Origin of the sequence: Streptomyces sp. NBC_00620 (assembly GCF_026341825.1) — a bacterium.
Lineage (GTDB): Bacteria > Actinomycetota > Actinomycetes > Streptomycetales > Streptomycetaceae > Streptomyces.
Genome location: NZ_JAPENY010000002.1, coordinates 2,409,350 through 2,435,745, shown reverse-complemented (window position 1 = coordinate 2,435,745; position 26,396 = coordinate 2,409,350). Strand labels below are relative to the sequence as shown.

The window sequence follows — 26,396 nt, the reverse complement described above, 5'->3', positions numbered from 1 at the left end:
GTATGGCGAGTTATCTGTCGACTTTGTACGGCGCCGGGCGCGAGCCGGGGCCGAGTCGTGACATGGCGCGGAGAATGTGTTTGGGCGGAAGTTGCCAGCGCAGACGTGCGGGAACACAGCGCAGCATGGTGCCCGTGACACGCAGGCGCCGGGTCACCACGGCGGGCTCCGGAGCCGCTCTGCCGTACAACTCGTGGGCGTACGGCGGCAGAGAGGCGTACGCCAGATGCGCCACGCGCCGCCACAGCACGGCGCGCGCCGGTACGAGCAACGGGTGTGTCGGCGGGCGCAACAGGAAGTCGTCCACGTCCCGCGCTTCCGGGCCTGCCGCCAGCTCGGGCAGCACCTTCTCGAAATACGCGGCCAGTTGGGCCCGGTCCGCAGGTACGACATCGGGGTCGAGCCCCACCAGCCGTGCGCTGACCCGGTGTTCACCGATGTAGCGGTCCGCCTGCGCATCCGTGAGGCGGAACCCCGAGCGCCGCAGGACGTGCAGATAGGAGTCGATCTCGGCGCAGTGCACCCACAGCAGCAGCTCGGGCTCGTCGATCCGGTACCGCTCCCCCGTCTCCGGGTCCTCGGCTGTGAGCATCGTGTGAATCTTCCGCACCCGCACCCCCGCCATCTCAGCGGCCTCACTGGTCCCGTACGTCGTCGTCCCCACGAAGTTCGCGGTGCGCATCAGCCGGCCCCACGCATCGCGCCGGAAGTCCGAGTTCTGCATGACACCCCGCACCGCGCGCGGATGCAGGGCCTGCAGATAGAGCGCGCGGACTCCGGCGACCCACATCATCGGGTCGCCGTGCATCTGCCAGGTCACCGAGTCAGGAGTGAAGAGTCCCGGGTCACCGGTCTGAAAGGCGTCCACACCAGCAGTGTGACCAGGGTTGCCAGTTGGCGCTAGCCAACCGGCTACGCCGAAGTGAGGGGCAGAGCGGCGAAGGCATGGTGTTCCCAGAGTCGGCGGGCAGCCTCCTCCGGGTACGCGGTGACCGCCGGTTCCGTATCGAAGAGCTGGACGAGACGGCGATCGGCGTCGTACGCGGGCCAGCCCGGGTCACCCCCGGTCGCCAAGGCGGTCCAGGCGGAGCGGAAGCGGGCGGAGAGCGCCTCGGTCTCGGGCGAGGGAGTGGGCCCGACCAGCATGGCACCGAGGCCGCCGTATGTGCCGAAGGTCAGGGGTACATCGAGGCCGTGACAGGCGCCCAGAGCGCCGTGGTTGGCGGGTGCGGCCCAGGTGAGTTCGTAGGCGTGTGCCCGGCCACCACCGGCCACCTGCGCCTCTGCCAGATGAAGCGAGGGCATGCGGAACAGCCAGTCGGACTGCACCAGTTCGAACAAATACTCCGCCGAGGCGTCCGGGAACGCGGTGCGGTAGGCCTGTTCGGCGTCCGGCGTCGGCCCGAACAGGCCCAACGCCATCGAGGCCAGGCTCTCGTCCACTCGACCGAGCAGCCCGCCGAGCATGAGGAAGAGACGATATTCGTCCCGGTTGTGCCCGGTGATCAGCTCCACGTCCCGTGCGGCGCCGTTCGCGAGAGCCTGCCACGGCGCGGTGGGCAGGACATCGCCGTCGACGACGGGCGAGAAAGGGGTTGGGGTGAGAGCGACCGGACCCCAGCGGTGCACATACTCGCGCATCCGGGCGGTCAGTACAGCTCCTGCCTCAGGGAGTTTCCGGGGATCCACGCCCGACAGATCGGCGACCGTCGGGCGCAGCCCCAGCCCGTCGGCCAGGGCCTCGGCGATGTCACGGGCCAGTGCGCCGGAGAAGAAGGTGCCCGGCACACTCTGGGCGATGGCCCGCCGGAACAGACCCCGTGCTCGCGGCATGGCCATCAGTGCGGCGATGGACCCGGCGCCTGCGGATTCACCGAAGACGGTGACCCGGTCGGGGTCGCCACCGAAGGCGGTGATGTTCTCGCACACCCACTCCAGGGCGGCGACCTGGTCAAGCAGTCCACGGTTCGCGGGTGCGCCCTCGATCAGGGCGAACCCCTCGACACCGACTCGGTAGTTGAGTGTGACCACGATCAGATCGCCCTCGCGGGAGAGGCGGCTGCCGTCATAGGCCGGGTCGTCGGCAGAGCCGAACTTGTACGCGCCACCGTAGATCCACACCATCACCGGGCGTCGCGCGGCCGGGTCCGTCTCCGGAGTCCAGACGTTGACCGTCAGCCAGTCGTCACCGCCCGGAAGGCCGGCGGGAGGCTCGGCCTCGGGGCCCATCTGCTCCTGCGGAGGTGGCGGACCGAACGCGAACGCCTCCCGCACGCCGTCCCAGGCGTCCACTTGTTGCGGCGCCGCGAAGCGAGCCTCACCCACCGGCGGCTGTGCGAACGGGATGCCCCTGAAGACCTCCAAGCCACCCTCACGGCGCCCGCGGACCGCGCCCGCCACCGTCCTGACCTCTGGGAACTCGCCGCTGCTCATCGTTGACTCCTCACCTACCCTAGTGTGAACTATATTTCACTGTACGAACATACCTTTCGGCAGAATCGTGCTTCGAAGCGCCTACGGGCGGCTCTACGGATGTGGAGGTCGCACCCGGCTCTGGCACGGACGGGCGGACGGGTGCGGCTTCGGCCGGAGACGTGGTACATCCCCGGCCGAAGCCGTCCCGGCCCGCGGTGTACCGACCGTCAGCCCGGGAGCACCGTGACAGGCGTGGTCATGGTGCGGGTGTGGTCGACCATGCGCTCGTCTCCTTGCAGGGTCACCTGGACGGGGACGCCGGGATCGCCCGCCGACTGGGCGACGGTGAACGTTATGCCGCCGGGTTCGACGCGTCGGCGCAGGTCCCTTCCGGTGAAACTGGTCATGTCCGTGTGGACCTGGAACTCGACGACACGGGTTTCACCGGCGGCAAGGTCGACACGGGTGAACCCGATGAGCTGGCGCACGGGGCGGGTGACCGAGGCGACCGGGTCGGTGAGGTAGAGCTGGGGCACGAAGGTGCCCGCCCTTTCGCCGGTGTTGGAGACCGCGGCTCGTACCGCGATCGTCGCGTCGACGGGCACGGCGGCTTCGTTCACATGCACGTCCCCGATGGCGAAGGTCGTGTACGACAGGCCGTGGCCGAACGGGAACGCGGGTGTGGGGTCGATGTTGCTCACCCCGTCGCTCTTGAGGGCGAGCGGGGGCGCCAGGTAGGTGCCCGGCTGCCCGGCCATGTCACCCGGGATCTGCACCGGAAGGCGTCCGGAGGGGTTGATCCGCCCGGAGATGACTCCGGCGATCGCCGCCGCCCCCTCCTCGCCGGGGAAGAACACCTGGACGGTCGCGTCCGCGTTCCGGGCGTGCCGGCCGATCGCGTAGGGGCGGCCCGAGACGACGACGAGGACTGTACGGTTCGCCGCGGCGAGGACGGCCTCGACGAGCTCGTCCTGCATTCCCGGAAGCGTCAGATCGCCGACGTCGCAGCCTTCCCCGGAGGTTCCGTGACCGAACATGCCGGAGCGGTCGCCGACGACGAGAACCGTCACGTCGGCCGCCGCGGCCGCGGCCACCGCCGCTTCGACACCGCTGCGGTCGTCCCCGGTGACGGGGCAGCCGACCTCGTACCGCACGGTGACATCGGGGAACTCCCGCCGGATGGCGTCCAGCACGGTGGGTGCCTCGATGCCCATGGGGATCTCGGGGTTGTGAGGGAGGACGTGGTTGGGGAAGGAGTAGCAGCCGAACAGGCAGTGGGCGTCGTCGGCCGTGGGGCCGATCACGGCGACGGAGCGCGCACCGGTGAGTGGCAGCAGGTCGGCGGCGTTGTCCAGCAGGACGACGGACTCCTCGGCCAGCGCGCGGGCGACGCCTCGGTTGAGGGGCGAGTCGAAGTCCGCGGGGGCCGTGTACCGACGGGGATGCCAGTCCGGGTCCAGCAGGCCGAGTTCGGCCTTCTGCGTCAGAACGCGCAGCACCGCGCGGTCGAGCAGGCCGACGGGGACGCGACCGTCCCTCAGCTGGGCCTGCAGGGCTTCTCCGTAGGCCGTGGTGTGGGGTAGCTCCACGTCGATGCCGGCGTGCAGCGCGGCACGTGCCGCGTCCGGGATGTCGGCCGCGACGTGGTGCAGGGAGGCGAGAAAGGCGATCGCCCAGTAGTCGGACACCACCGTGCCCTCGAACCCCCAGCTTTCGCGCAGGAGTTGGGTGAGCAGGGCCTCGTCCGCAGCGCAGGGCACACCGTCGATGTCGTTGTACGCGTTCATCACCGAGCCGACCCGGCCCGTGACGACGGCCTTCTCGAAGGGGACGAGGACCACGTCGGCGAGTTCGCGCGGGCCCAGGGCGGCCGGGGCGTGGTTGCGGGCCGCCCGGGAGGCGGAGTAGCCGGCGAAGTGCTTCAGGGTGGCGACGACACCGCCTGACTGCAGGCCCTGGACATAGGCCAGCCCGAGCTCCGAGACGAGGTAGGGGTCCTCGCCGAGTGTCTCCTCCACCCGGCCCCAGCGATAGTCGCGTACGACGTCCAGGACGGGTGACAGTCCCTGGTGGACACCCACGGCCGCCATGTCCGAGCCGATGGCCGCGGCCATCCGGTGCACGAGGCCGGGGTCGAAGGTGGCCGCCCACGCGAGCGGGGTGGGGTAGACGGTCGCCTGCCAGGTGGTGAATCCGGTCAGACACTCCTCGTGGGCGATGGCCGGGATACCGAAACGGTTCGCCGCGACAACCCGCTCCTGCAGGGCGGCCAGCCGCTCGCGGCCCGCTTCGGGAGCCAGCGGTGCTGTGCCGAACACTCGCGTCACATGTCCGAGCCCGTCCACGACCGCCTCGTCGAAGCTCTCGGCGCCCCTGAAGGTGTCCTGCATGGGGGCGACGTCGCCGGCCATGTCGTGACCCGGCCATGTGCTGCCGAGCTGCGCTGTCTTCTCGGCCTCGGTCATGACGTCGAGCAGGGCCCGGGCGCGGTCGGAGGCCGGCAGGGCGGGATCGTTCCACAGCCCGGTCGTCGCCGGGCGCTCGTCGCTGATCGTCAAAGGGTCATCCGTTTCTGTGACGGGTGCCGCGAACGGCGTGGTTCGGGGAAGTCGAAGCAGGGTCGTGCGGGCAGGCCGGACCGGAGTCGGGCCCGGGCAGCGGTCCTGGGGAGGCGGACGCGCGGGACGGCACCGTGAGGAGGTTCTCCTCGGCACCTGAGGGTGCCCGGGCCCGGCTTCGATCTCCGTCCCACCTCGTCAGGTCGGGCGGGACGGCGGAGCCGCTACTTGCCGCCGGCGCCCATGAGGCCCGCGACGAGGGCCCGCCGGGCGAAGAGGTAGACGACGAGGATGGGCACCGCGGACATCAGCACCGCGGCCAGCAGGGCCGGGACGTTGGAGCCGTACTCGGAGACGAAGTTGTACAGGCCGAGGGTCACCAGCTTCGTGTCCTCGGACTGGGCCATGATCAGCGGGAACAGGAAGCCGTTCCATGCCTGCAGAGCCGCGAAGACGGACGCGGTCGCGATGGCGGAGCGCGACATCGGGATGACCAGGGTCACCAGTGTCCGGGCCGGACTGGCGCCGTCCAAAGCCATGGCCTCGTACAGCTCGTTGGAGATGTCCCGCATACCGCCGCTGAGGACCAGCACGCTCACGGGAAGCGCGAAAGCCGCCGTGGGCAGGATGATCCCCCACAGGGTGTCGTACAAGCCGAGGTCGTTGACGATGAGGAAGAGCGGGATGATGACCGCCTGGGAGGGGATGGCCAGGCCCAGCAGGAACAGGCGGAACACTCCCTTGGAGATCCAGCCCCGGCCGCGAACCACCGCGTAGCTGATCGGTACGGCGAGCGCGAGCACGATGGCGACGGTGGCCACGGCGACGACGACGGTGTTCCAGATGTAGTGCAGGAACCCGCTGTCCACCACAGTGCGGAAGTTGTCCCACGTCACCGTGGAGGGGATCGAGACCGGTCCCTTGTCGGTGTACTTCGTCTGCGGTTGCACCGCCGTGTTCGCCAGCGCGTAGAGCGGGACACCGATGATCACCAGCCAGACGAGGGCGGCCGCGCCGGCAAGGTAGTTCGGGCGCGTCCTCACAGCCCCTCCATCGTGCTCGTCATCTTGTCGTACCCACTGAGCTTCGTGAGGAGGACCGAGGCCACGGTGGCGAGCAGCAGCAGGAAGCTCGCGATGGCACTCGCATATCCGTAGTCGTACGTGCGGAAGGCCGTCTGGTACATCGAGAAGGGCAGGATCGAGGTGTCCGTGCCGGGACCCCCGTTGGTCAGCAGCAGCACGATGTCGAAGGCCGTGAGACCGCCGATGACCATGAAGGTGGTCGAGGTGATGATCGTGTTGCGCAGCTGCGGCAGGGTGATGTGGACGAACTGCCGCACCCGCCCCGCGCCGTCGATCGCGGCCGCCTGGTAGAGCGTGTGGGGGATGGCGCGGGCGGCGCCCTGGTAGAGCAGGCTGTGGAAGGGGATGAACTGCCAACTGGTGACCAGGACCAGACAGGCGATCGAGCCTGCCTGGGAGCCGAAGGGATTGCTGCCGCCGAACAACCAGTCGACCTTCGACGGCAGGCCGAAGTTCGGGTCGAGCAGCTGGCGCCACATGATGGCCGTGGCCGCTGTGGACAGCAGCAGCGGCAGGAAGAAGATCGCCGACAGGACGGCGCGGTTGCGCTGGTGGCCGGCCGCCCAGACTCCCAGCAGGATGCTGATCGGCGCCTGCACAGCGATGTTCCCGACCAGCAGGACGCCCGTGACGAGGGTTGACTGGCGGACCTGGCTGTCGCCGAAGAATCGCGACCAGTTGTCCAGGCCGGTGAACTGCGGCGAGCTCAGGCCGTCCCAGTGAGTGAGGGAGAGGTAGACCACTCCCGCCATCGGCACGATCGCGAAAACGAGGAAGAACAGCAGCCCGGGGACCGCCCAGGCCACGCCGGGCCGTTCCAGTGTGGGAGGAGCGGCCCGGTCGCGTGCCCGCGTCTTGCTCGCGAACCGCGATGTCGTTGCGGAGACCACGTGGACTTGCCTTCCTACTTCTTGATCGCCGAGACCGCGCTGACGAACTGCTCAGGCGAGCTCTGTCCGTTGAACAGCTTCTGGATCTCGGTCAGCAGCGGGGTGCCGAGGGTGAGGCCGAGCGCCTGGTCCCAGGACTGGGTGAAGGACGGGGCCTTCGCCACCATGTCGTACTGGAACTTCGCGTACGCCGGGTCGGGCGCCTTGGCGAGCAGCTTCTCGGCATTGGTCGTGACCGGCACCTCGCCCTTCTCGATGAGCCCCTGGACATAGCTGTCGCTGTAGGTGGTCTTGAGGAACTCCGTCGCGGTGTCCTTGGGGGCCGCGGTGGTCACCGAGATGTAGTTGGTGGGGTTGCCGACGACGTTGGCGGCGTCGCCCTTGCCGCCCTCGACGCTCGGGAAGGCCACGTACCCCAGGTCGTTCTTCGCGAAGTCGGGAGCCTCGCCCTGCTGGACGGCGTACTCCCACGACCCCATCAGGACCATCGCGGCCTTGCCCTTGTTGAGCAGGGTGGAGGTGCCGCCGGCGCCGTAGTTGACCGAACCGAAGTTCTTGCCGAAGGCACCGCTGTCCACCAGGTCCTTGATCATCTGGGCGGTCTTCAGGACGGTCGGGTCCTCCCACTGCGACCAGTCGCCACCCTGGATCTTGTCGAACAGCTCCGGTCCCGCGAGGCGGTCGACGAGGTACTCGACCCACATCAGCTCCGTCCACGACGAACTGGCGTTGCCCGCAAGCGCGAACGGTGTGATCCCCTTGCCCTTGAAGACCTTCACGAGACTCTGCAGCTCGGTGTAGGTCTTGGGCGGCTCGACGCCGGCGTCGGCGAAGACCTTCTTGTTGTAGAAGAGGAACACGGGCTGTGTGCCACGGCACGGGATGCCGACCAGCTTGTTGTCGACCTTGCCGGCGGCCAGCGCGGAGGGCAGGAAACGCCCTCCCAGCATCCCGTCGAGCTCCACGAGCTTGCCCGCCTTGACGTAGTCGTCAAGACTGCCGCCGCCCCAGCTGAAGAACAGTCCGGGCATCTTCGAAGAGCCCATCGCGGTGCGCAGCTTGTCCTTGTACCCGTCCGTGGCGATCACGGTCATGCTGACCTTGCCCTTGCCGGCAGAGTTGAACGAGTCCACGGCGGCCTTCTGCACCGAGTTGGTCGGGTCCTGGAGCGTCCAGAAGTCCGCATTGCCGGTGGGCGAGGACGTGGAACTGCCGGACGAGCCGCAGCCCGCCACGGTGACGCTCAGCGTGGTCGCCGCCGTCGCGGTGAGAAACCACCGTCGGGACACTCTGTTCATCGTTGAACACCTTTCGTGTCGGCAATGCCCTCTGCACGGGTGGGCTCACCCGACAGGCCGTCCCGGCCTGTTCGCACTGAGGGATGTGGGTCGATGGCCAAGACCGTCAGGTGCTTTCGCGCAAGGGTTGCGTCCCGTTGCTCCTGCGGTTGAGCTGGCGTCGGTCACGCTAAGCGGCGTAATTCGGCCGCGGCAATACCGGAAGGGCTTCAGTTCCGAAAGACTTTCGTAGTCCGAGGGCTTGCGAAATCGAGGTCAAGCGCGCCCGCTCTTTTCGCTCCGGGGCGAGGCAGTGGACATGCGCAGGACCAATTCCGTCGCGAGTTCCCTGCGCGTCGTCGCGGGCGGCCTGCCGTCGGCCAGGTTCAGCAGGATGCGCGTGGCCTCCTGACCGAGCTCACGGAACGGCTGCCGCACAGCGCTCAGCGGTGGCGAAGCCATTGCTGCCACCAGGGTGTCGTCGAACGACATGACCGACAGACCGCTCGGCACGGCGACACCGAGCCTCCGGGCGGCCTCCAGGGCACCGAGGGCCTGTACGTCACTCGCGGCGAAGAGAGCCGTCGGCCTCTCACTCCGGTCCAGGACGCTGCGAGCAGCGCTCAGAGCCTCGCCGTAGTCGAAGTCCGTCGACCGGACGAGCGCGGGATCGTACGGGATCCCGGCCTCCGCCAGAGCGGCCCGGTAGCCGTGCAGACGTGCGGACCCGGCCAGCGAACTCGACCGGCCCGCCAGCATGCCGATCCGGCGGTGTCCGAGGCCGATCAGGTGCTGGACCGCGGTCGTCGCACCGTGCCAGTTCGTCACCCCGACGCTCGGGATGTCCGCGCTCGGCGCGTTCAAGGGATCGACGAGCACCACCGGCAGCCCCTGATCCAGGATCCTGCGCTGGTCCCGGTCGGCAAGAGCCGAGATGACGATGACGACTCCTGCGGCGCCCATCGCCACGGACTTCTGAAGCCACTGCCCGATCGAGCTCCTACTGGTCGTACCGACGGTCGTGTGGACACCCACCTCGGCCGCCGACTCCACGATGCCCCGGACGACTTCCAGGGTGTACGGTCCGGCCAGGTCCCGGAACACGGCAAGGATCTGCCGCGGCCGGCCCGCGTCACCCTCCCAGACACGGACGTAGCCGTATTCGGCGAGCAGTGTCTCGATCCGCTCCCGCGTCGCCTCGGACACGTCACGTCGCCGGTGAACAACCTTCGAAACCGTCGCAGGAGAGACGCCGGCCTCGTTGGCGATCGAAGTGAGAAGCCCGTACTGGGCGTTCTGGCTCGACCTGGCTGGGCCCGTCACTTCGGCGTGGACCTTCCTGTCGGCATACGCAGACTGCGTGCGGAGTGAAAGTACACGCCGAATCGAACACAGCGTCCGGTGCCAAGCGTCGGAAAGCCCGAAGACCTGCGAAATTCAACGACCTTCGGCCTACGAAAGTCTTTCGCCGTCCAGCTGGGCAACTCTTGTAGGCTCCGCCGCAGCCTGTTCGAGCCGCTCAGGTACGCCACTTCCGGGAGGCCGGGCATGCCGGTGCACAGCATCCACGACACGCAACCCGCCGACCGCTGGGAGGACTCCTTCCTCTCCGGCAACGGCGAGTACGGGATCATGGTGTTCGGGCATCCCCACCGGGAACGGATCGTTCACAACCATCACCGGTACGTCCTGCCCAACGAGTCCCTCGGGATGCGGCCGCCGGCTGTCGCCGACCGCCTCGGACACGTCCGCGACCTGGTTCTCGCAGGGCAGCGGGAACAGGCACAGCGCGAGTTCTCCGACGGCAGGGCGATGGCCTGGACGCAGTCCTTCCATCCGGGGCACGTGCTGCATGTGGACGCGGCGGCCGGGGACAGCCCGGTGGAGTGCTACCGCAGGGTCACCGACTTCTCCACCGGCGAGGTACGGGTCACGTGGTCCGACGGGGACGGGGAGTGGTCGCGGCGCGCCTTCGTGTCGCGCACCGATGCCGTCGCGGTCGTCGAGATCACCGGTCCACGGCTCGACCTGGCCATCCGGCTCTCCGGCGAGGTGCCCGGCCGCCCCTCCGAGGTCACCTTCACGACGTCCACCGAGGCCGGCGGGGACGATGAGGCATCACTCGCCGTCGTGGGGGCCTATCCGCCTGGGCTCGGTGCGGCGGGATTCGCCGGCGTCACCCGGGCCGTCGTCGCCGGTGGCCGGGTCCGGGCGGAAGGGGACGTGGTCCGTGTCGAGGGGGCGACGCGCGTGGTCCTGCTGACTCGGATGGACCGCTCGGCGCCCCTTCCCCGCACCGACCTGCTCCGCACGACTCTGGACGAACTGCCCGCCGAATACGACGAGTTGCTCGCCCGCCATGTGCCCGTACACGGCGAACTCTACGGCCGGGCCGAACTCGACCTGGGCGTGCCCGACAGCGCCCGCAGCCTGCCCGTGAGCGAGCTGATCGCCCGCGCCGACCCCAAGGTGCTGGACGGCGCGCTGGTCGAGGCGCTGTTCCACTCCGGCCGCTACCTGCTGCTCAGCTCCAGCGGGGTCCTTCCGCCCCGGCTGACCGGACTGTGGCTGGGAGCCTGGGGGGCGGCCTGGTCCGGCGACTACACCACCGACGCCAACATCAACCTCCAGATGGCCGGGGCGGTCCTCACCGGCATGCCCGAACTCATCGCGCCGTACGCCGCGTTGATCGGCGGGCAGATCGAGGACTGGCGCACCAACGCCCGCACGATCTACGGCACCCGCGGGGTCCTCGCGCCCAGCCGGACCGACGGCGAACACGGGCTGCTCTTCCATCTCGACGACGACTGGCCCTGGACCATGTGGCTGGCGGGCGCGGACTGGCTGCTGTTCCCGCTGTACGAGTACTGGCAGGCGACCGGCGACGACGACTTCCTCGCCCGTATCCTCGCCCCCTGGCTCGTCGAGGCCGCCGTCTTCTTCGAGGACTTCCTCACCCGCGAGGACGACGACGGACACGTCGTCCTCGTCCCGTCCTACTCCCCGGAGGTCGGCCCGAAGGACGAACGGGGCGCGGCCGGGGTGAACGCCACCATGGACGTGGCCGCGGCCCGGCACGCGCTGTCGACCGCCGCCGACGTCTGTACACGGCTCGGGATCGAGCAGGCCGCGGCCGTCCGCTGGCGTGCGCTGGCCGACCGGCTGCCGCCCTACCGCGTCGACAACCACGGAGCGCTCGCCGAGTGGGCGTGGCCTGGACTGGAAACCGCCGACGACCATCGCCACGTCAGCCATCTCTACCCGGTTTGGCCGCTGCACGACATCACCCCGGACGACACCCCCGACCTGGCCGCCGCCGCCCGCGAAGCCCTGCTGCGGCGCGGTGACGAGAACATCTCCGCGCACGGCAGCCTGCACCGCGCTCTGTGTGCGGCACGTCTGAAGGACAGCGAGACGGCCAGGGCGAACGTCCTCAAGATCCTTGGTCGGAACATGGTCTTCCGGTCACTGATGACCTCGCACAACCCGGATCTGGACATCTACAACGCGGACGCCGCCCACTGTCTGCCGGCCGTGATCGTGGAGATGCTGCTCGACTCCCGTCCCGGGATCGTGGAACTCCTGCCCGCCCTGCCCCCGGAGTGGCGCTCCGGCAGTCTGCGCGGCATCGCCACGCGCGCCGGGGTGAGCGTCGACGAGCTGACGTGGGACGTGACGGAGGGCTTCGCCCGGGTGCTTCTCACATCGCCGATCGAGCGGGACGTCACCCTTGTCTGCCGTGGTGCCGCGGATCCGCGGCAGACCGTGCACCTGCTGCCAAACGCCCCCACCTCGGTGACGGTCCCGCTCGTCTGACGCCTGAGGGGCGGGCTCTCACTGCGTACCGACCGGGCGGCGCACCGACGTCGAGGTGCGCAGCACGAGTTCCGTCGCCAGTTCGATCCGCGACGACGCGGGCGGCCGTCCCTCCGCCATGTGAACGAGCACCCGGGTGGCCTCGTGGCCCAGTTCCTCGAAGGGCTGGCGAACAGCGCTCAGCGGCGGGCGGGCAGCACCGTCGCGACCTGCGGGCATGTTCGCCGGGTAACCCCCCGACGTTCACCGGTCCCCTCCCCGCCCGGTCGATGTCGGAGACAGGGGCCAGGGCCGAACTCGCCCTGGGCGTGCCACCGTACAGAACAGACAGGGCGCGCAGCGGGGTGCGGCCGCACCGTCGCGGTCGCACCCCACCGGTTGCGTACTATCCCCGGCTCCACCTCTGGGTGGCGTTGCCGAGAGCCGTCCACAGCTGCACCTTCGATCCGTTGGCCGTCGCCGAGTTGGTGACGTCGAGGGCGTGACCGTTGGCGCGGTTGATGACGGATCCGTCCAGGCGGAACCACCACTTCTGGCTGGACTTCCCGTTGCAGGACCACAGGATGAGCTTGGTGCCCGGGGTGGTCCCGTCGGCGTCTGCGGCGAGGCACTTGCCGGCGACGCGGAGTTCGCCGGCGGTGGTCTGTGTGATGGTCTGGTTCGCGTTCCCGGAGCAGTCGTAGATCTGTACCTGCACGCCTGTCTGGCCGTTCGGCACGTCGAGACAGCGGCCGGAGTTGGCGCCCTTCAGCGTGAAGGTCGCATCCGTCGGCAGCGGATCCTGGACGAGCTGCCACTCCTGCGCGTCGTCCGCCGAGGCATTGCCGGACGCGTCGATGGATGCCTCAAGGTCGACGGCACCGTTCTGTGTCGCTCCGGTCATGAACAGGCTCGTGTTGCGGACGGACCGGATCTTGTAGTAGCCGTCGGTCGAGGAGACGAGGGTCCACTGCTTGTCGGTGGCGCCGTCGTCGGCCCACTGGGCGAGCTTCTGCCCGGCCGTGGCGCTGCCGGTCCAGATGGCGGCCGAGCGGCCGCCGGCCTTGTTGAGCAGGGTGACGTCGTTGCCCTTGGCGGTCAGGTGCCAGCGCTGTGTGTCGTCCGTGGCGTTGCGGTCCCGCAGGACGAGGTCGGGGACGTTCCCCGTGAGGTTGGCGTCCTGAGTCTTGCCTGCGTCGGGGCTGAGGGCCTGACCGGTCGCACGGTTGACGAGCGTGCTGTAGGCGCCCTGGGACCGGCCGAGGTCGACCTCGCCGTAGCGTATGGGACCGTAGCCCGTGCCGAAGTCTGCCTGAAGGATGACGACGCGTCCCGTGCCCTCGACGTACTGGAGATTGCGGCTGTAGCCGTTGGTGACCGGCGTCTGGTACTCCTTCCAAGTGCCGTCGCTCTTACCGGACTCGTTCACCCAGACGCTGCCGCTGCTGGCCGCGTTGTAGAGGATCCGCCCGTCCGGCAGCGGGGCGAGCACCGGGCTGCCGCTCGTCGACAGCGTGTGTCCCCCGGAGGGCACCGGCAGGTTGGTGATCGGGAGGTCCGTCACGCTGTTGGGATAAAACTTCAGCGGGTCGTCCGCGAGCCTGTATCTCACGTTCGTTCCGCCGCCCCAGTACTCGTAGGTGAGCAGCCATTTGCCGTCGGTGGTCGGGGCGATCGTCGTCATGCCGGGGCGACCGTTGCCGATCAGTGTTTTTCCGTTGAGGTTCTCGGTCGTGCCCGGGACGTCGACGATCGGCTGGGTCCAGGAAGCGCTGGTGCCGTCCCAGGTCGCGTGTACGAGGATCTGGTTGTACGAGTCCGTAGCCGTGTCGTCGTCCGGGTCGCGGGTCGGTACTCCGGTGTCGGCGTTGAAGCCGAGGTAGTCGTGCTCGTCGGAGTAGTAGGCGACGAGCTGACCATTGCGGGCGATCAGGTACGGCTCCCAGAGTGGGTCGGACTGCCCGTTGGTGTTGGCGTTCGAGACGCGGCTGCCCTGCCACCCACCGGCGGCGATGATGTTCTGGATGCTCCAGGTCGCGCCGTCGTCGGTGCTGGAGTACAGCGCGATCGCCACGTCCTTGCGGTCGCCGTCACCGTCCGCTGTCCAGTTGGGGTCGGCGGCCTTGTGCTCCTTGTAGTAGTAGTCGTCCCCCGAGACGACGCTCGCCAGGAGCAGGGTGCCGGCCGTCAGAGATCCGACGTTCTGCGGAAGCACATAGAGGTACGGGTTCGTCCAGTTGCTCGTGTACTTCGCGTACTTGGGGTCGCTGGACAGAGCGGCGGGCGCTTTGACATCGGTCAGCTTCTGCCAGGTGGTGCCCTCGTCGTCACTCTTGTAGACGGGCAGCGTCTGTCCCACCGGGTCGCCCTTGCTGTTCTCGAACGACGCCACGATGCGGCCGCTCGCAAGCTGGGCCGACTTCGGGTAGAGAACACAGGGCTTCTTGCTGCACGTGGCGCTGTCCTGCGACACATACAGATTCGTCTGGCTCGGCTGATACGCCGAGGCACTCCCTGCGGAGGCAACGGCGAATGCCGCGCCGAGACCGAAGGCTGTCGCTGCCGCGAGAACCTTCCGCGCCATTTTCTGAATCATTTGCGATTCCTCTGAGCGTTGGTTAGCGGCACTTGGAGCTGAGAAAAGGCAGCTCGGTAACCGAAACGGAAAACGGCTCACATCAGACTGCAGCCGGAAAGGCGTCCACTCTGTCCGACAGTTGCCGCCAGAATTCCCTTGCCGCCCCTCGCCCTCAGGGGGACAACGTAATTCGCCAAGTAGCCCATGCTGTTTCTCTCGCCTGGTTCGGCCGCAGGACTGCGGTCGACTGATTCCCATGGATCGGCGTTCGTTGGGCGAGAAGCACCTCGCGCACCGCCATGAGACGGGGTACGCAGCCGACAGCGGCGACTCATGGATCCGAATTTCGGTCGATGAGACGTGAGCCGGATGGGGAAAGTATTAGGACGCGGCGTCGCTATGTCACTGGCGCGTTTCCGAAAGTGTTTCGCACGCCGCCCGTCATCAAGTGTTGACGTGGCGGAAACCATGACGCCCAGACCCTCTGAGACGCGAGGGCTCGGCTTGGAAACGGCTCGTCGCCTACAGCAGCTGTTCAAGCGACCATCGCAGGACGGACACAGGCCACCACGGCGACCACATGACCGAGCGTCGTAACTCAGGGATCAACAACACCGGCGCCTACTGGCGCAGTGTCACTTCAGCCGGCGAATGGCGTGCTCCCCGACGTACTCCCTTCCCGGACGTGGCCGAACAGCACACGGTCCTGCGCCGGCGCCTCGCCTTCCTGGAGACGCCGGCGAGCTTCGTCTACGACGGAGACCGCCCCCTGCGCGCCGAGGAGGTCACCGACCCCTACCGGCGCGGCCTCCTCCTGACCGCCCGCGCCACCAGCCGCGCCGAACGCGCCTGGCTCCGCGAGGTGCTGGGCGAGGAACCGCCCACGTACTCCTGAAAGACATCGGAGGTACTTCCATGCTCGCGTCCTGGTACGACGAACAGGGCCCCGCCGCCGACGTCCTGCACGTCGGTGAACTCCCCGACCCCAAGCCCGGCCCCGGCGAGGTCCGCATCCGTGTGAGCGTCTCCGGTCTCAACCCCGGCGACACCAAGAAGCGGCGCGGCTGGCTCGGTTCCTCGATGCCCTGTACAGCGTCGTACCCGACCATCAGGCCGTCCGGCTGCCCGGCCACCTCGGCGACGAACTGGGCGCGAGCCTCGGCATTCCCGGAATCACCGCCCACCGCACGGTGTTCGCGGACGGCCCGGTCGACCGGAGGCTCGTGCTCGTGCACGGAGCGCTCGGCGGCGTCCGCTCCCTGGCGGCTCAACTCGCCCGCTGGGGCGGCGCCACCGTGATCGGTACGGTCCGCCGCAGCAGCGATCTGGACGGCGTAGACCTCGACAACGCGGTCACCGCGCCCGACGCCGTCATCGCCGCCTACGGAACCCACACCGACCGCACCGAACTTCCCTTCTGACCACTGCTGTTCAACAACGTCACTGTGCGCCTGCTCGGCAGCGACGACTTCCCGGCCGAGGCAAAACGCAGGCCGCACGCGACCTCACCGTCGACCGCTACTCCTGGAGGACATCGCCAAGGCCCACGACCGGGTCGACGCAGGCCAACGCGGACGGGTGCTGATCACGATCAGCCCCTGACCAGCACATCGCCGGTCACCGGTCGCCGCGCCACAAGAACGAGAGGCATTAGTACCGGGGTACTAACCGCACCCCGACAGTTCGGTCCCGCAGGGGGCAGGGAGCGCGAGAAACCGCCCCTAGCTTGAGATCAAGGGTCGATCGACCCCGCGCACTCACGTAACGATCTCTTCTCCTGTGGGAGTAATCCGTGGCCACCTTCCTGTACCGACTGGGACGGCTCGCCTTTCGGCGACGACGCCTCGTCGTCATCTTGTGGATCGCCGTCCTGGCCGCCGTAGGCATCGGCGCCATGAGTTCCACCGGCAAGACCTCGGACAGCTTCACGCTGCCCGGCACCCAGTCCCAGAAAGCCATCGACCTGCTGGGCGAGGAGTTCCCGCAGGCTTCCGCCGGCGGCGCCTCCGCCCGGGTCGTGTTCGAGGCGGCCGACGGGCAGAAGCTGACCGCCACTGCCCACAAGGCGGCGGTTGAGTTGCTGGTGGCGAAGCTGGAGAAGTCGCCGCAGGTGGCGAGCGTCTCCGACCCCTTCACCAGCGGTCAGGTCAGCAAGGACGGCACCATCGGCTACGCCGGGGTGACGTACAAGGTCGCCCAGGCCGACGTCAGTGACGCCGCGCACGACGTCCAGACCGCTGTCGTCGCGCAGGGCGAGAAGGCCGGCATCACGGTGAGCCTGGGCGGCGACGCCGTCGCCGACACCGCCGCCAGCAAGGCCGCCGAGCTGATCGGTCTCGGCGTCGCCGCGGTCGTCCTGGTGATCACCTTCGGTTCGATGATCGCCGCCGGACTGCCCCTGCTCACCGCGATCCTCGGCGTGGGTGCGGCGATCCTGTCGATCACCGTCGCCACCCAGTTCTTCGACATCGCCTCTCAGACGTCCGCGCTGGCACTGATGCTGGGCCTGGCCGTCGCCATTGACTACGCCCTGTTCATCGTCTCCCGCTACCGCAACGAGATCCGCGACGGGCACGATCCGGAAGAGGCCTGCGGACGGGCCCTGGGCACCGCCGGCTCCGCGGTCGTCTTCGCCGGCCTGACCGTGATCATCGCGCTGGCCGGCCTGAGTGTCATCGGCATCCAGATGCTCACCTCCATGGGCCTGGGCTCCGCCTTCGCCGTCGCCGTCGCCGTGGTGATCGCGCTGACCCTGCTGCCCGCCCTGCTCGGCTTCGCCGGTACGCGGATCATGAAGGCCAAGATGTTGTCCCCCCGCATGAAGGCGCTGGAGCGCGGCGAGGGCGAGTCGATGGGCGTGCGCTGGGCGAAGTTCGTCACCCGCAACCCGGTCAAGGTCCTCGCCGTCTCGGTGATCGGCCTCGGACTGCTGGCCATCCCCGCCATGTCACTGCGCCTGACCCTGCCCGACGACTCCATGAAGCCCCCGGACAGCACCCAGCGTCTCGCCTACGACACCCTGAGCAAGGGCTTCGGTCCGGGCTTCAACGGCCCGCTGACCGTGGTCGTCGACGCCCGCGACAGTGACGACCCCGAGGCCGCCGCCGCAGACGCGACCGCGGTGCTCGGCAAGCTGGACGACGTCGCCTCGGTCCGTGACGCGGCCTTCAACGAGGCCGGTGACGTCGCCATCATCGGTGTCGTCCCGGAGAGCTCCCCGACCAGTCAGGCCACCAAGGACCTGGTCGCCGACATCCGCGACCACAGCGCCGCCTTGCAGAAGGACACCGGCGCCGACCTCATGGTCACCGGCACCACCGCCGTCAACATCGACGTCTCGACCAAGCTCGCCCAGGCCCTCATCCCCTACCTCGCCATCGTCGTCGGCCTGGCCCTGATCCTGCTCCTGCTGGTCTTCCGCTCGATCCTGATCCCGCTCAAGGCCGCCCTCGGCTTCCTGCTCACCATCGCCTCCACCCTCGGCGTCCTGGTCGCCGTCTTCCAGTGGGGCTGGCTCGCGGATGTCTTCGGCGTCGACCAGACGGCGCCCATCGTCAGCGTGCTGCCCATCCTGCTGATCGGTGTCGTCTTCGGCCTCGCCATGGACTACGAGGTCTTCCTCGTCACCCGGATGCGGGAGGAGTACGTCCACGGGGCCACCCCCACACAGGCCGTCATCGGGGGCTTCCGGCACAGCGGCCGGGTGGTCACCGCCGCCGCGGTCATCATGATCGCCGTCTTCTCCGGCTTCCTCCTCGACGACGCGGCACTGATCAAGTCGGTCGGCCTGGGACTCGCCTCCGCCGTCCTCTTCGACGCCTTCGTGGTCCGCATGACCATCGTCCCGGCGGTGCTGGCCCTGCTCGGCCATCGCGCCTGGGCCCTGCCCGCATGGCTCGACCGCGCCATGCCCAACGTCGACGTCGAGGGCGAGAAACTGCGCCACACGCTGGACGCCGACAGCACGAGCACCGCACCCGAACCCGTACTCGCCGGCGTGGGCGCCGGGGTCCACCAGGGCTCGGGCAGCTACAGCGCCCCGCAGGTCTTCACCAGCGGCTCCGGCGCCGATGCCTCGGACACGGCCACGTTCACGTCGCCGCTTCCGCGACACCACCACGGCCGGCCCCGGGGGCTGTCCGGACTCAGGCAGCGCCGCGCTGACAACCGTGGCGCCGAGACCCTCGCGGACACGGACGCCGGGAGCGACGCGGCGTCGGACAGCGGCTCCACCGGCGTCAACGGCCCTGGCGACACGGAGACGCCGAGCCGTCGTGCAAAGCTCCGCAGCGAGAAGCTGGGACTGTCCAGGTTCAAGCAGCGTCTCGCACGCACCGGTGACGCCACCCCGCCCGCCGACACGACCGAGCCGAAGGCCAGCGCGATGAAGGGGATACGGAAGAAGATGTTCCGCAAGCGCTGACAGAAGCGAGCCGCAGCGACAGCTGCCGACCACCCGCCCGACCCACAATCGGAACGGCCACCTCCCACCGGCCGGCTCCCCGGCCCCCGCCCGCCGGTCCAATCCCCCGGGACCGGCGGGCGGCCCCCGACCCGTGAAGGACCCCCGTGACCGTACCGAGCGCCCCCGCTTCCCGCCCGGACGACGACCGGACCCTGGAGACCCTGGCCGGCGATTCCGTGATCGCCTCTGTCGCCTACCGGCTGGCAGCGCTGCGGCGGGCCGACCGGGCCCACCCCAAGGTCCGGCACTGGGGTGTTCCGGTCTTCTGCGCCGCGCTCGGTGTCAACTCCTACCTCAACCCCTACAACACCGGCGACATCCCGGCGCAGGTGGCACTCATCGCCGCCTTCGCCGTCCCGCTGCTGTGGCGGGAGCGCCGGCCCATGCTCGTCTTCGCCCTCACCACCGCCGTCTCCGTGGTGGCCCTCCCGCTGGGGGTGATGACCGGCTCCGAGTCCGCGCGCGTCGTGGCGATCTTCAACGTCGGCCGCCATTGCTCGCCGCGCCAACTGGCCCTCGCCGTCGGTGTCACCACCGCGCAGCTCGTCGCGTGGGCTGCCGTGTTCGCCGGGCGCCAGCTGGAGTACGCCACACGACCGGAGGTCGTGACCACGCTGGCGATGACCGCGATGGCGGCGTTCGCCGCGCTCGGTCTGCTGAGCCGACTGGCCGGCGCCTACATCGACGCCCTGAAGAAGGAACGCGACCAGCAGGCCCGCCTCGCCACCGCGCAGGAACGCGCCCGCGTCTCCCGCGAGATGCACGACATCCTCGGCCACACCCTCTCGGTCATCGTCGGCCTCGCCGACGGCGCCGCCGCCCTCGCCGAGACGAAACCGGAACGCGGCGCCCAGACACTCCGCATCATCAGCGCCAGCGGACGCGACGCCCTGGCCGAACTGCGCCGCCTGCTCGCCGTCATCGGCGAGGACAACGAAGGAGCGGACAACGCGCCGCTCGCCCCACAGCCGGGTCTCACCGACCTCGACTCACTGCTGGAGCGCGTCCGTGCGGCGGGCCCCACCGTCACCCTGGACACCCACGGCGACCTCACACGCCTGCCACCGGGTCTCCAGCTGTCCGTCTACCGCATCGTCCAGGAGGCCCTGACCAACACCGTCAAGTACGCCGCCTCCGACACCTCGGTCCGTGTGTCCCTCACCTCCGGCCCGGAGGCCCTCCACGTCACCGTGGAGGACGACGGCCCGCCCCGTATTCCGCAGACCCGTCGTCGGCAATCCGGGGGCGGTCGTGGCCTGGTCGGCATGCGCGAACGCGTCGCCCTCTACAAGGGCACCGTCACCGCGGGCCCCAACTCCCGTGGCGGCTGGACCGTCCGCGCGTTCCTCGTCCCCAACCCGCCCTCCCCCAACTTCTCGACCTCGCACGAGCAGGGGGAACCCCCATCCTCCCCGGAGCACCGCTCATGACCACAGTTCTCATCGTCGACGACCAGGCCCTGCAGCGCATGGGCTTCAACATGCTCCTGGAGGCCCAGTCCGACATGACCGTCGTCGGGGAGGCCACCAACGGCGCCGAAGCGGTCCGCATGACCGCCGAACTACGCCCCGACGTCGTCCTGATGGACGTGCGCATGCCCGGCATGGACGGCATCGAGGCCACCCGGCGCATCGTCGAGTCGGGCGGCCGCTCCCGCATCCTGGTGCTCACCACCTTCGACCTCGACGAATACGCCTACGACGCCCTGCGCGCCGGAGCCAGCGGCTTCCTGCTCAAGGACGCCCTTCCCGAGGAACTCGTCGCCGGTGTCCGCGCGGTGGCCGCCGGCGACGCCGTCATCTCCCCCGGCCTCACCCGCAAACTCATCGACACCTTCGGCGACCGCCTCCCCGGCCACTCCCCGCAGCAGCAACGCCGACTGGACGAACTCACCCAGCGCGAACGCGAAGTCCTCACCGCCATCGCCAGTGGCTGGACCAACACGGAGATCGCCGAACGCCTCCACCTCGCCGAATCGACCGTCAAGTCCCACATCGGCCGCATCCTCACCAAGATCGACGCCCGCGACCGCGTCCAAGCCGTGATCTTCGCCTACGACACCGGACTCGTCCGCCCGGCCTGACCCCGCCCGCCCCGCTCGCCCTACCCGGCTCCCCACGTCCCCGCACCGAAGTTGAGCAGCCACCACGACTGAACAGGACACAGCAATGGGACCGTTGGCACGAACCGGCATAGGCGTGGCCCTGGCGTGCGGGGTACTGGTCACCGCCGTCAGCATCGGACAGAACTCGGAAGGCGACAGCGGCAAAGAACAGGCGAAGAAGACATCGGCGTCGGCACCGACATCTGTGCCGGCACCTCCCAAGGGGCCGTACGTCGCTCTTGGGGACTCGTACACCTCGGGCCCCAAGATCCCTCCCCAGACCGGCGATCCGGCCGGCTGCGACCGGTCCGGCCGCAACTACCCGTCCGTCGTGGCGAAGGCACTCGGTATCAAGGCTGCCGACTTCCGCGACGTCAGCTGCAGCGGCGCCACCATCACCGACCTCACCACTCCCCAGTCCACCGACCACGGCACCAACCCCGCCCAGCTCTCGGCGCTTTCCGCCTCCACGAGGATGGTCACCCTCGGCATCGGGGGCAACGACATCGGCTTCAGCTCGATGATGACCAAGTGCGTCGCCACCGGATCGCTCTTCAAGCTGGCCGACCGGCTCACGGACGTCACCGACAACGCGCCCTGCAAGGAGAAGTACGCCTCCGGCGACACCGACGAAGTGGCCCAGAAGATACGCGCCACGGGCGACCGCCTCGCCCGAGCTCTGACCGAGATCGACCGCCGCGCGCCCGAGGCCAGGGTCTACGTCGTCGGCTACCCCGCGATCCTGCCCGCCGAAGGCAGCCACTGCGGCGGCGAACTGCCCCTCGCCCCCGGCGACGTAGCGTTCCTGCGCCAGAAACAACAGGAGCTCAACACCATGCTCGGCGAACGCGCCCGGGCCGCCGGAGCGACGTACGTCGACACGTACGCCCCGTCCGCCGGACACGACGCCTGCTCCCCTGCCGCCACCCGCTGGATCGAACCTCTCCGGCCCAGCAGCCCAGCAGCCGTCGTCCACCCCAACGAACACGGTGAACGAGGCATGGCCACCGCCGTCCTGAGCGCCATGAAGAACTGACGACACCCAGCAGGACATTGGCCGCGGGTCACCGGCAGGGAGCCCGCCTCATCCACGTCCTTCACGCACCTGCGACTCCGGGCGCGTGTGCTCGAGCGGAGCGCGCGCCCGGTACGCACCGGCCGTCCGTGGGGACAGGCGCCCGGTGCGAGGAAGGGCCCGGCCGCGATCCGGAACATCTCACGATCCGCGGCCGGGTCCTCACCCTCTGATCCGCCCCGCTCCGAACATGGCGGCCGAACGCCTCCGGGCCCGGTCCGCCGGGAGAACGCCCGCATGACCACCGTACTTATCGTCAACGAGCAGGCCCTTCAACGTCTCGGCCTGCGCATGTTCCTGGATGCCCAGCCCGACCTCACGGTCGTGGGCGAGGCGACCGACTGCGCCCAAGCAGTCCGAGCCGCCACCGCGCTCCAGCCCGACGTCGTCCTCCTGGACCTGGGCCGAACGGACGCCGACCTCATTCAGGCAATACGTCGCATCACCCAACCCGACTGCCATGCCAAGGCGTCTCGCCCCGAACCGGCAGGCGGACTCCCCCCGCGGGTGCTCGTGCTGATCGCATCCGATGGCGACGAGTACGCCTGTGCCACCCTGCGCGCGGGCGCCGACGGAATCCTCCTCAAGGACGCGCTCCCCGAAGAACTCGCCGCAGCCGTGCGCATCGTCGCGCTGGGAGGCTCAGTTCTGTCTCCTCGTCTCACGCGCGCCCTGATCGAGGCCGTCCGTGAACGGGATTCCACCGACAGGCCCGACCGAAGACGGAGGCTGTCCCGCCTCACCGAACGCGAAACCGAAGTACTTGCCGCTCTCGCCTCCGGCTGGAGCAACTTGGAGATCGCCGAGCGGCTGTCGATTTCGCCGACCACGGTCAAGACCCACATCAGCAGCATTCTGGCCAAGATCGGCGCCCGTGCCCGGGTGCAGGCCGTCGTGTTCGCCTACGAGACAGGTCTGGTCAGGCCGCCATGGCAGCAACCTCGTCCGCGCGATTCAGACTTCTCGGATCCGCCAGGAGGAGGGTTCCGGTCCACCTAGAGGACGGTGAAAGCGACCTTGCTCTTCGTAATCCCAGTCGGCAGGCAGCATCCGAAAGGGCCGAGGCCTGGCCGCGCACCACGGGGCTGACGCATCGCTGTAGGGCTCGGTCGACGTCCGAATCCGGTTCTACTGGAAATCCTCGTCACAAGTCGGCTAACGCCGCACCCGCGGCATCCCCAGACCGATCCACGAGATGATCTCCCGCTGGATCTCGTTGTTGCCGCCACCGAAGGTGAAGATCACCGCTGACCGGTAGCCGCGTTCCAGTTCGCCGTGCAGGACGGCGCCCGTGGATCCCTCCTTGAGGGCGGCGGGGGCGGCGACGATCTCCATCAGCCAGGCGTAGGCGTCCCGGCGGGCCTCGGAGCCGTACACCTTGACGGCGGAGGCGTCCTGCGGGGTGAGGGTGCCTTCCTGGACGGCGTTCACCATCTGCCAGTTGAGGAGTTTCATGGCGTCGAGCCTGGTGTGGGTCTGGGCGAGACGGCGGCGCACCCAGGGCAGGTCGACGACACGGCGGCCGTCGGCGAGCTTCGTCTCCATCGCCCAGTGCTGTACGTCGTGCAGGGCGCGGATCGCCATGGTGCCGTGCGCTGCGAGGGTGACCCGCTCGTGGTTGAGCTGGTTGGTGATCAGCCGCCAGCCCTTGTTCTCCTCGCCGACGCGGCGCGAGACGGGGACGCGGATGTTCTCGTAGTAGCTCGCGGTGGTGTCGTGCGAGGCGAGGGTGTTGATGAGGGTGCAGGAGTAGCCGGGGTCCGAGGTCGGGACCAGGAGCATGGTGATGCCCTTGTGCGGCGGGGCCGCGGGGTCGGTGCGGACGGCGAGCCACACCCAGTCGGCGGTGTCGCCGTTGGTCGTCCAGATCTTCTGCCCGTTGACGATGTAGTCGTCGCCGTCCCTGACGGCCTTCGTCTTCAACGCGGCCAGGTCCGTGCCCGCGTCCGGCTCGCTGTACCCGATCGCGAAGTCGATCTCGCCGGACAGAATCCTGGGCAGGAAGTACCTCTTCTGCTCCTCCGTGCCGAACTGCATGATCGTCGGGCCGACCGTGTTCAGGGCCATCAGCGGCAGCGGTACGACCGCCTGCGCCGCCTCGTCGAAGAAGATGAACTGCTCCATCGGGCTCAGTCCGCGCCCGCCGTACTCCTTGGGCCAGCCCACGCCGAGCCAGCCGTCCGTGCCGAGGCGGCGGATGGTTTCGCGGTAGAAGCGCTTCTGCACGGCCGGGTCGGCGTACCGGGCGTAGGAGTGGTCGGGCACCAACTCGGCGAAGTAGCCGCGCAGTCCGGTGCGCAATCGCTGTTGCTCTGGCGTGTACTCGAGATGCACGGCGCCTCCTGGCTCCCACTGACTGAGCTGGTTCTCCCGGGCTGGTCGGCGCACACGGTAGAACGCGTTGCAGAAATTGGGAATGCCGGTGACGCTTTCACACTGGTCGGACCTGAGGCCGAGCGTCGCTCAGCGCAGCGTGGCGACGAAGTCCGCACACTCCTGGGCGCATTCGCGGCAGGCCTTCACCGCGTTCTCCGCCCCGGCGTACTCCTCGAAGACACGGGCGCTTTCCAGGCAGACCGTCCGGCACCACTCCACCTGGGCGCGGATGCCGGCCTCGTCCTGCTGAAGCTGCTCGGACAGCACACGGCAGGTCGCGTCGCAGACCTCCGCGCACAAGATGCCCTCGCGCCGGATGAGTTGCTCTTCCTTCGGCCCGTCCGGATCCATGCAGCTCGCGCGCAGCGCGCAGGCCCGGGCGCACTCGGTACAGGCCTGGGCGCAGGCGAAGCGGGCCTCCAGAAACCGGAAGAGCTCCCGTTGGGATGTCGTTGTCGTCACAACACGCGGGTAGCCGAAGAGAATCGCGTCAAACCCGGCAGCGGAGAGGGACTGCGGTTAGGACCCGTCCCGCCGGGATCGGCCGGACAGGCCCTAGGCGTCCGCCGCCTCCTGCGAGATCTGCTCGAACTGCGCCCCCATCGCCTCGGCGAGCGCGTGGGCCGCCGACAGCGGACGGACCATGACCATCAGGTCGTCGATCCTGCCGTCCTCGTCGAAGTGCAGGAAGTCGCAGCCGGTGATCTCCTTGTCGCCCACCTTGGCCTCGAAGACCAGCGCGTGGTCACGGCCACCGGGGTCGCCGAATTCGCGTACGTAGCGGAAGTCGGTGAACACCCGGGAGACGCCGCGCAGGATGGCCCCCGTGATCGCCTTGCCCGGGTAGGGCTTGAAGACCACGGGACTGGTGAACACGACGTCGTCGGCCAGCATGTCCTCGATCGCCGCTATGTCGCCGGCCTCCACAGCCTTGCGGAAGGGGTGCATCACGCCCACCTCTCATACTCAACTAATTGATTAGGTGCGGAACAGATTAGTCGCGGGGATGGGCGACGTCTAGCCTGGGGGCATGGCATTGCGCAACGCGGTCATGGCCGCGCTTCTGGAGGGCGAGGCGTCGGGGTACGACCTCGCCAAGGGGTTCGACGCGTCGGTGGCCAATTTCTGGATGGCGACCCCGCAGCAGCTGTACCGCGAGCTCGACCGCATGGAGTCCGAGGGGCTCATCGAGGCCCGGCTCGTACGGCAGGAGCGCCGCCCGAACAAGCGGGTCTTCTCCCTCACCGAGGCGGGCCGCAGCGCCCTGCGCGACTTCACCGCCGACTTCCCGAAGCCCACGGCCATCCGGGACGAGCTGCTGGTCAAGGTCCAGGCCGTCGACTCGGGGGACGAGGAGGCCGTACGGGCGGCCATCGCCGAGCGGCTCGAGTGGGCGCGCGCCAAGCTGGCCCGTTACGAGCGGTTGCGCGACCGCCTCCTCGACGGGCGCACCGAGGACGAGTTCCTGGCGGGGAGCGAGCGCGTAGGCCCGTATCTCACGCTGATGCGAGGGCGCTCCTTCGAGGAGGAGAACATCCGGTGGGGCGAACGGGCCCTGCGCGTTCTGGAACAGCGCGCGTCGGTGCAGCAGCAGGCCGGGCCATTGGATGTCCTATGACCCCCGGCGGGTTCCCTATTGGTCCCCCGTCTCCGAGCGGCATAGCGTCGAGGACATCGCCGCCCTGACGATCCGAAGTCCGAATGCGGAGCGTCAGGACGTACGAGTGAAGCAGACCGGATTCCCAGCCCATGCCCGTCAGGGCCGCACCCCCCGGAGA

Annotated in this window: 20 protein-coding genes and 2 pseudogenes; 10 read left to right on the top strand and 12 right to left on the bottom strand. The window is 68.9% G+C overall.

The genetic code is table 11. From position 1 onward, the window contains the following. Positions 1-10: 10 nt before the first annotated feature. The 7 genes from OG246_RS30210 to OG246_RS30180 all read right to left on the bottom strand — a co-directional run bounded on the left by OG246_RS30210 (position 11) and on the right by OG246_RS30180 (position 9,548). Positions 11-808: an oxygenase MpaB family protein gene (locus OG246_RS30210; RefSeq protein ID WP_266471024.1), complete on the bottom strand. Its 798-nt coding sequence runs from the start codon at positions 806-808 to the stop codon at positions 11-13. Between the two features lie 104 nt (positions 809-912). Further along, a complete protein-coding gene (locus OG246_RS30205) occupies positions 913-2,433 on the bottom strand; it encodes a carboxylesterase/lipase family protein (RefSeq protein ID WP_266470198.1) in 1,521 nt (506 codons plus the stop codon). Between the two features lie 209 nt (positions 2,434-2,642). Beyond that, positions 2,643-4,973, bottom strand: a complete 2,331-nt coding sequence (locus OG246_RS30200) for a beta-glucosidase (RefSeq protein WP_266470196.1) — start codon at positions 4,971-4,973, stop codon at positions 2,643-2,645. 224 nt (positions 4,974-5,197) lie between these two features. Continuing rightward, the gene (locus OG246_RS30195; protein WP_266470195.1) at positions 5,198-6,016 is read right to left on the bottom strand and encodes a carbohydrate ABC transporter permease; all 819 of its coding nucleotides are present in this window, start codon (positions 6,014-6,016) and stop codon (positions 5,198-5,200) included. Then, entirely contained in the window at positions 6,013-6,879 is an 867-nt protein-coding gene (locus OG246_RS30190; protein WP_266471021.1) for a carbohydrate ABC transporter permease, read from the bottom strand. The genes OG246_RS30195 and OG246_RS30190 overlap by 4 nt, the downstream gene beginning before the upstream one ends. Positions 6,880-6,962: 83 nt before the next feature. After that, complete coding sequence (locus OG246_RS30185) at positions 6,963-8,246, bottom strand: ABC transporter substrate-binding protein (protein WP_266470194.1); 1,284 nt, start codon at positions 8,244-8,246, stop codon at positions 6,963-6,965. Between the two features lie 255 nt (positions 8,247-8,501). Beyond that, positions 8,502-9,548 carry a LacI family DNA-binding transcriptional regulator gene (locus OG246_RS30180; RefSeq protein ID WP_266470193.1) on the bottom strand — a complete coding sequence of 349 codons (1,047 nt, stop codon included), beginning with the start codon at positions 9,546-9,548 and terminating at the stop codon, positions 8,502-8,504. Between the two features lie 225 nt (positions 9,549-9,773). Between OG246_RS30180 and OG246_RS30175 the strand changes: the two genes are divergently transcribed. Continuing rightward, on the top strand, positions 9,774-12,041 hold the full coding sequence (locus tag OG246_RS30175; protein ID WP_266470192.1) for a glycoside hydrolase N-terminal domain-containing protein: 2,268 nt from the start codon (positions 9,774-9,776) through the stop codon (positions 12,039-12,041). 18 nt (positions 12,042-12,059) lie between these two features. Here the strand turns inward: OG246_RS30175 and OG246_RS30170 are convergent, their stop codons facing one another. Beyond that, on the bottom strand, positions 12,060-12,260 hold the full coding sequence (locus tag OG246_RS30170; protein ID WP_266470191.1) for a substrate-binding domain-containing protein: 201 nt from the start codon (positions 12,258-12,260) through the stop codon (positions 12,060-12,062). A 166-nt stretch (positions 12,261-12,426) separates the two neighbouring features. Then, a complete protein-coding gene (locus OG246_RS30160; RefSeq protein ID WP_323178342.1) occupies positions 12,427-14,604 on the bottom strand; it encodes an RICIN domain-containing protein in 2,178 nt (725 codons plus the stop codon). Positions 14,605-15,277: 673 nt separating this feature from the next. Here OG246_RS30160 and OG246_RS30155 point away from each other — a divergent pair. The 8 genes and pseudogenes from OG246_RS30155 to OG246_RS30120 form a co-directional block, all read left to right on the top strand. Beyond that, positions 15,278-15,493, top strand: a pseudogene (locus OG246_RS30155) (PadR family transcriptional regulator); the annotation flags it as partial. A gap of 20 nt (positions 15,494-15,513) precedes the next feature. Beyond that, a complete protein-coding gene (locus OG246_RS30150; RefSeq protein ID WP_266470188.1) occupies positions 15,514-15,897 on the top strand; it encodes a hypothetical protein in 384 nt (127 codons plus the stop codon). Further along, positions 15,894-16,019 (top strand): hypothetical protein, encoded by a 126-nt coding sequence (locus OG246_RS30145; protein ID WP_266470186.1) that lies wholly within the window; start codon positions 15,894-15,896, stop codon positions 16,017-16,019. Before OG246_RS30150 ends, OG246_RS30145 begins: the two co-directional genes overlap by 4 nt. Positions 16,020-16,390: 371 nt before the next feature. After that, positions 16,391-18,544: pseudogene (locus OG246_RS30140) on the top strand (MMPL family transporter); the annotation flags it as partial. A 623-nt stretch (positions 18,545-19,167) separates the two neighbouring features. Continuing rightward, positions 19,168-20,493: a histidine kinase gene (locus OG246_RS30135; protein ID WP_266470185.1), complete on the top strand. Its 1,326-nt coding sequence runs from the start codon at positions 19,168-19,170 to the stop codon at positions 20,491-20,493. Continuing rightward, on the top strand, positions 20,490-21,146 hold the full coding sequence (locus tag OG246_RS30130) for a response regulator transcription factor (RefSeq protein ID WP_266470184.1): 657 nt from the start codon (positions 20,490-20,492) through the stop codon (positions 21,144-21,146). The genes OG246_RS30135 and OG246_RS30130 overlap by 4 nt, the downstream gene beginning before the upstream one ends. 85 nt (positions 21,147-21,231) lie before the next feature. Beyond that, a complete protein-coding gene (locus OG246_RS30125) occupies positions 21,232-22,203 on the top strand; it encodes an SGNH/GDSL hydrolase family protein (RefSeq protein ID WP_266470182.1) in 972 nt (323 codons plus the stop codon). Between the two features lie 276 nt (positions 22,204-22,479). Further along, the gene (locus tag OG246_RS30120; RefSeq protein WP_266470181.1) at positions 22,480-23,241 is read left to right on the top strand and encodes a response regulator transcription factor; all 762 of its coding nucleotides are present in this window, start codon (positions 22,480-22,482) and stop codon (positions 23,239-23,241) included. Between the two features lie 156 nt (positions 23,242-23,397). Here OG246_RS30120 and OG246_RS30115 read toward each other — a convergent pair whose 3' ends face one another. The 3 genes from OG246_RS30115 to OG246_RS30105 form a co-directional block, all read right to left on the bottom strand. After that, on the bottom strand, positions 23,398-24,576 hold the full coding sequence (locus tag OG246_RS30115; protein ID WP_266470180.1) for an acyl-CoA dehydrogenase family protein: 1,179 nt from the start codon (positions 24,574-24,576) through the stop codon (positions 23,398-23,400). 129 nt (positions 24,577-24,705) lie between these two features. Then, positions 24,706-25,080 (bottom strand): ferredoxin, encoded by a 375-nt coding sequence (locus OG246_RS30110; RefSeq protein ID WP_266470179.1) that lies wholly within the window; start codon positions 25,078-25,080, stop codon positions 24,706-24,708. Positions 25,081-25,173: 93 nt separating this feature from the next. Then, positions 25,174-25,566, bottom strand: a complete 393-nt coding sequence (locus OG246_RS30105) for a nuclear transport factor 2 family protein (RefSeq protein WP_266470178.1) — start codon at positions 25,564-25,566, stop codon at positions 25,174-25,176. 82 nt (positions 25,567-25,648) lie between these two features. On the opposite strand from OG246_RS30105, the gene OG246_RS30100 reads away from it, so the two are divergent. Further along, positions 25,649-26,236, top strand: coding sequence for a PadR family transcriptional regulator (locus OG246_RS30100; protein WP_266470177.1), 588 nt, complete (start codon positions 25,649-25,651; stop codon positions 26,234-26,236). The last annotated feature ends 160 nt before the right edge of the window (positions 26,237-26,396 follow it).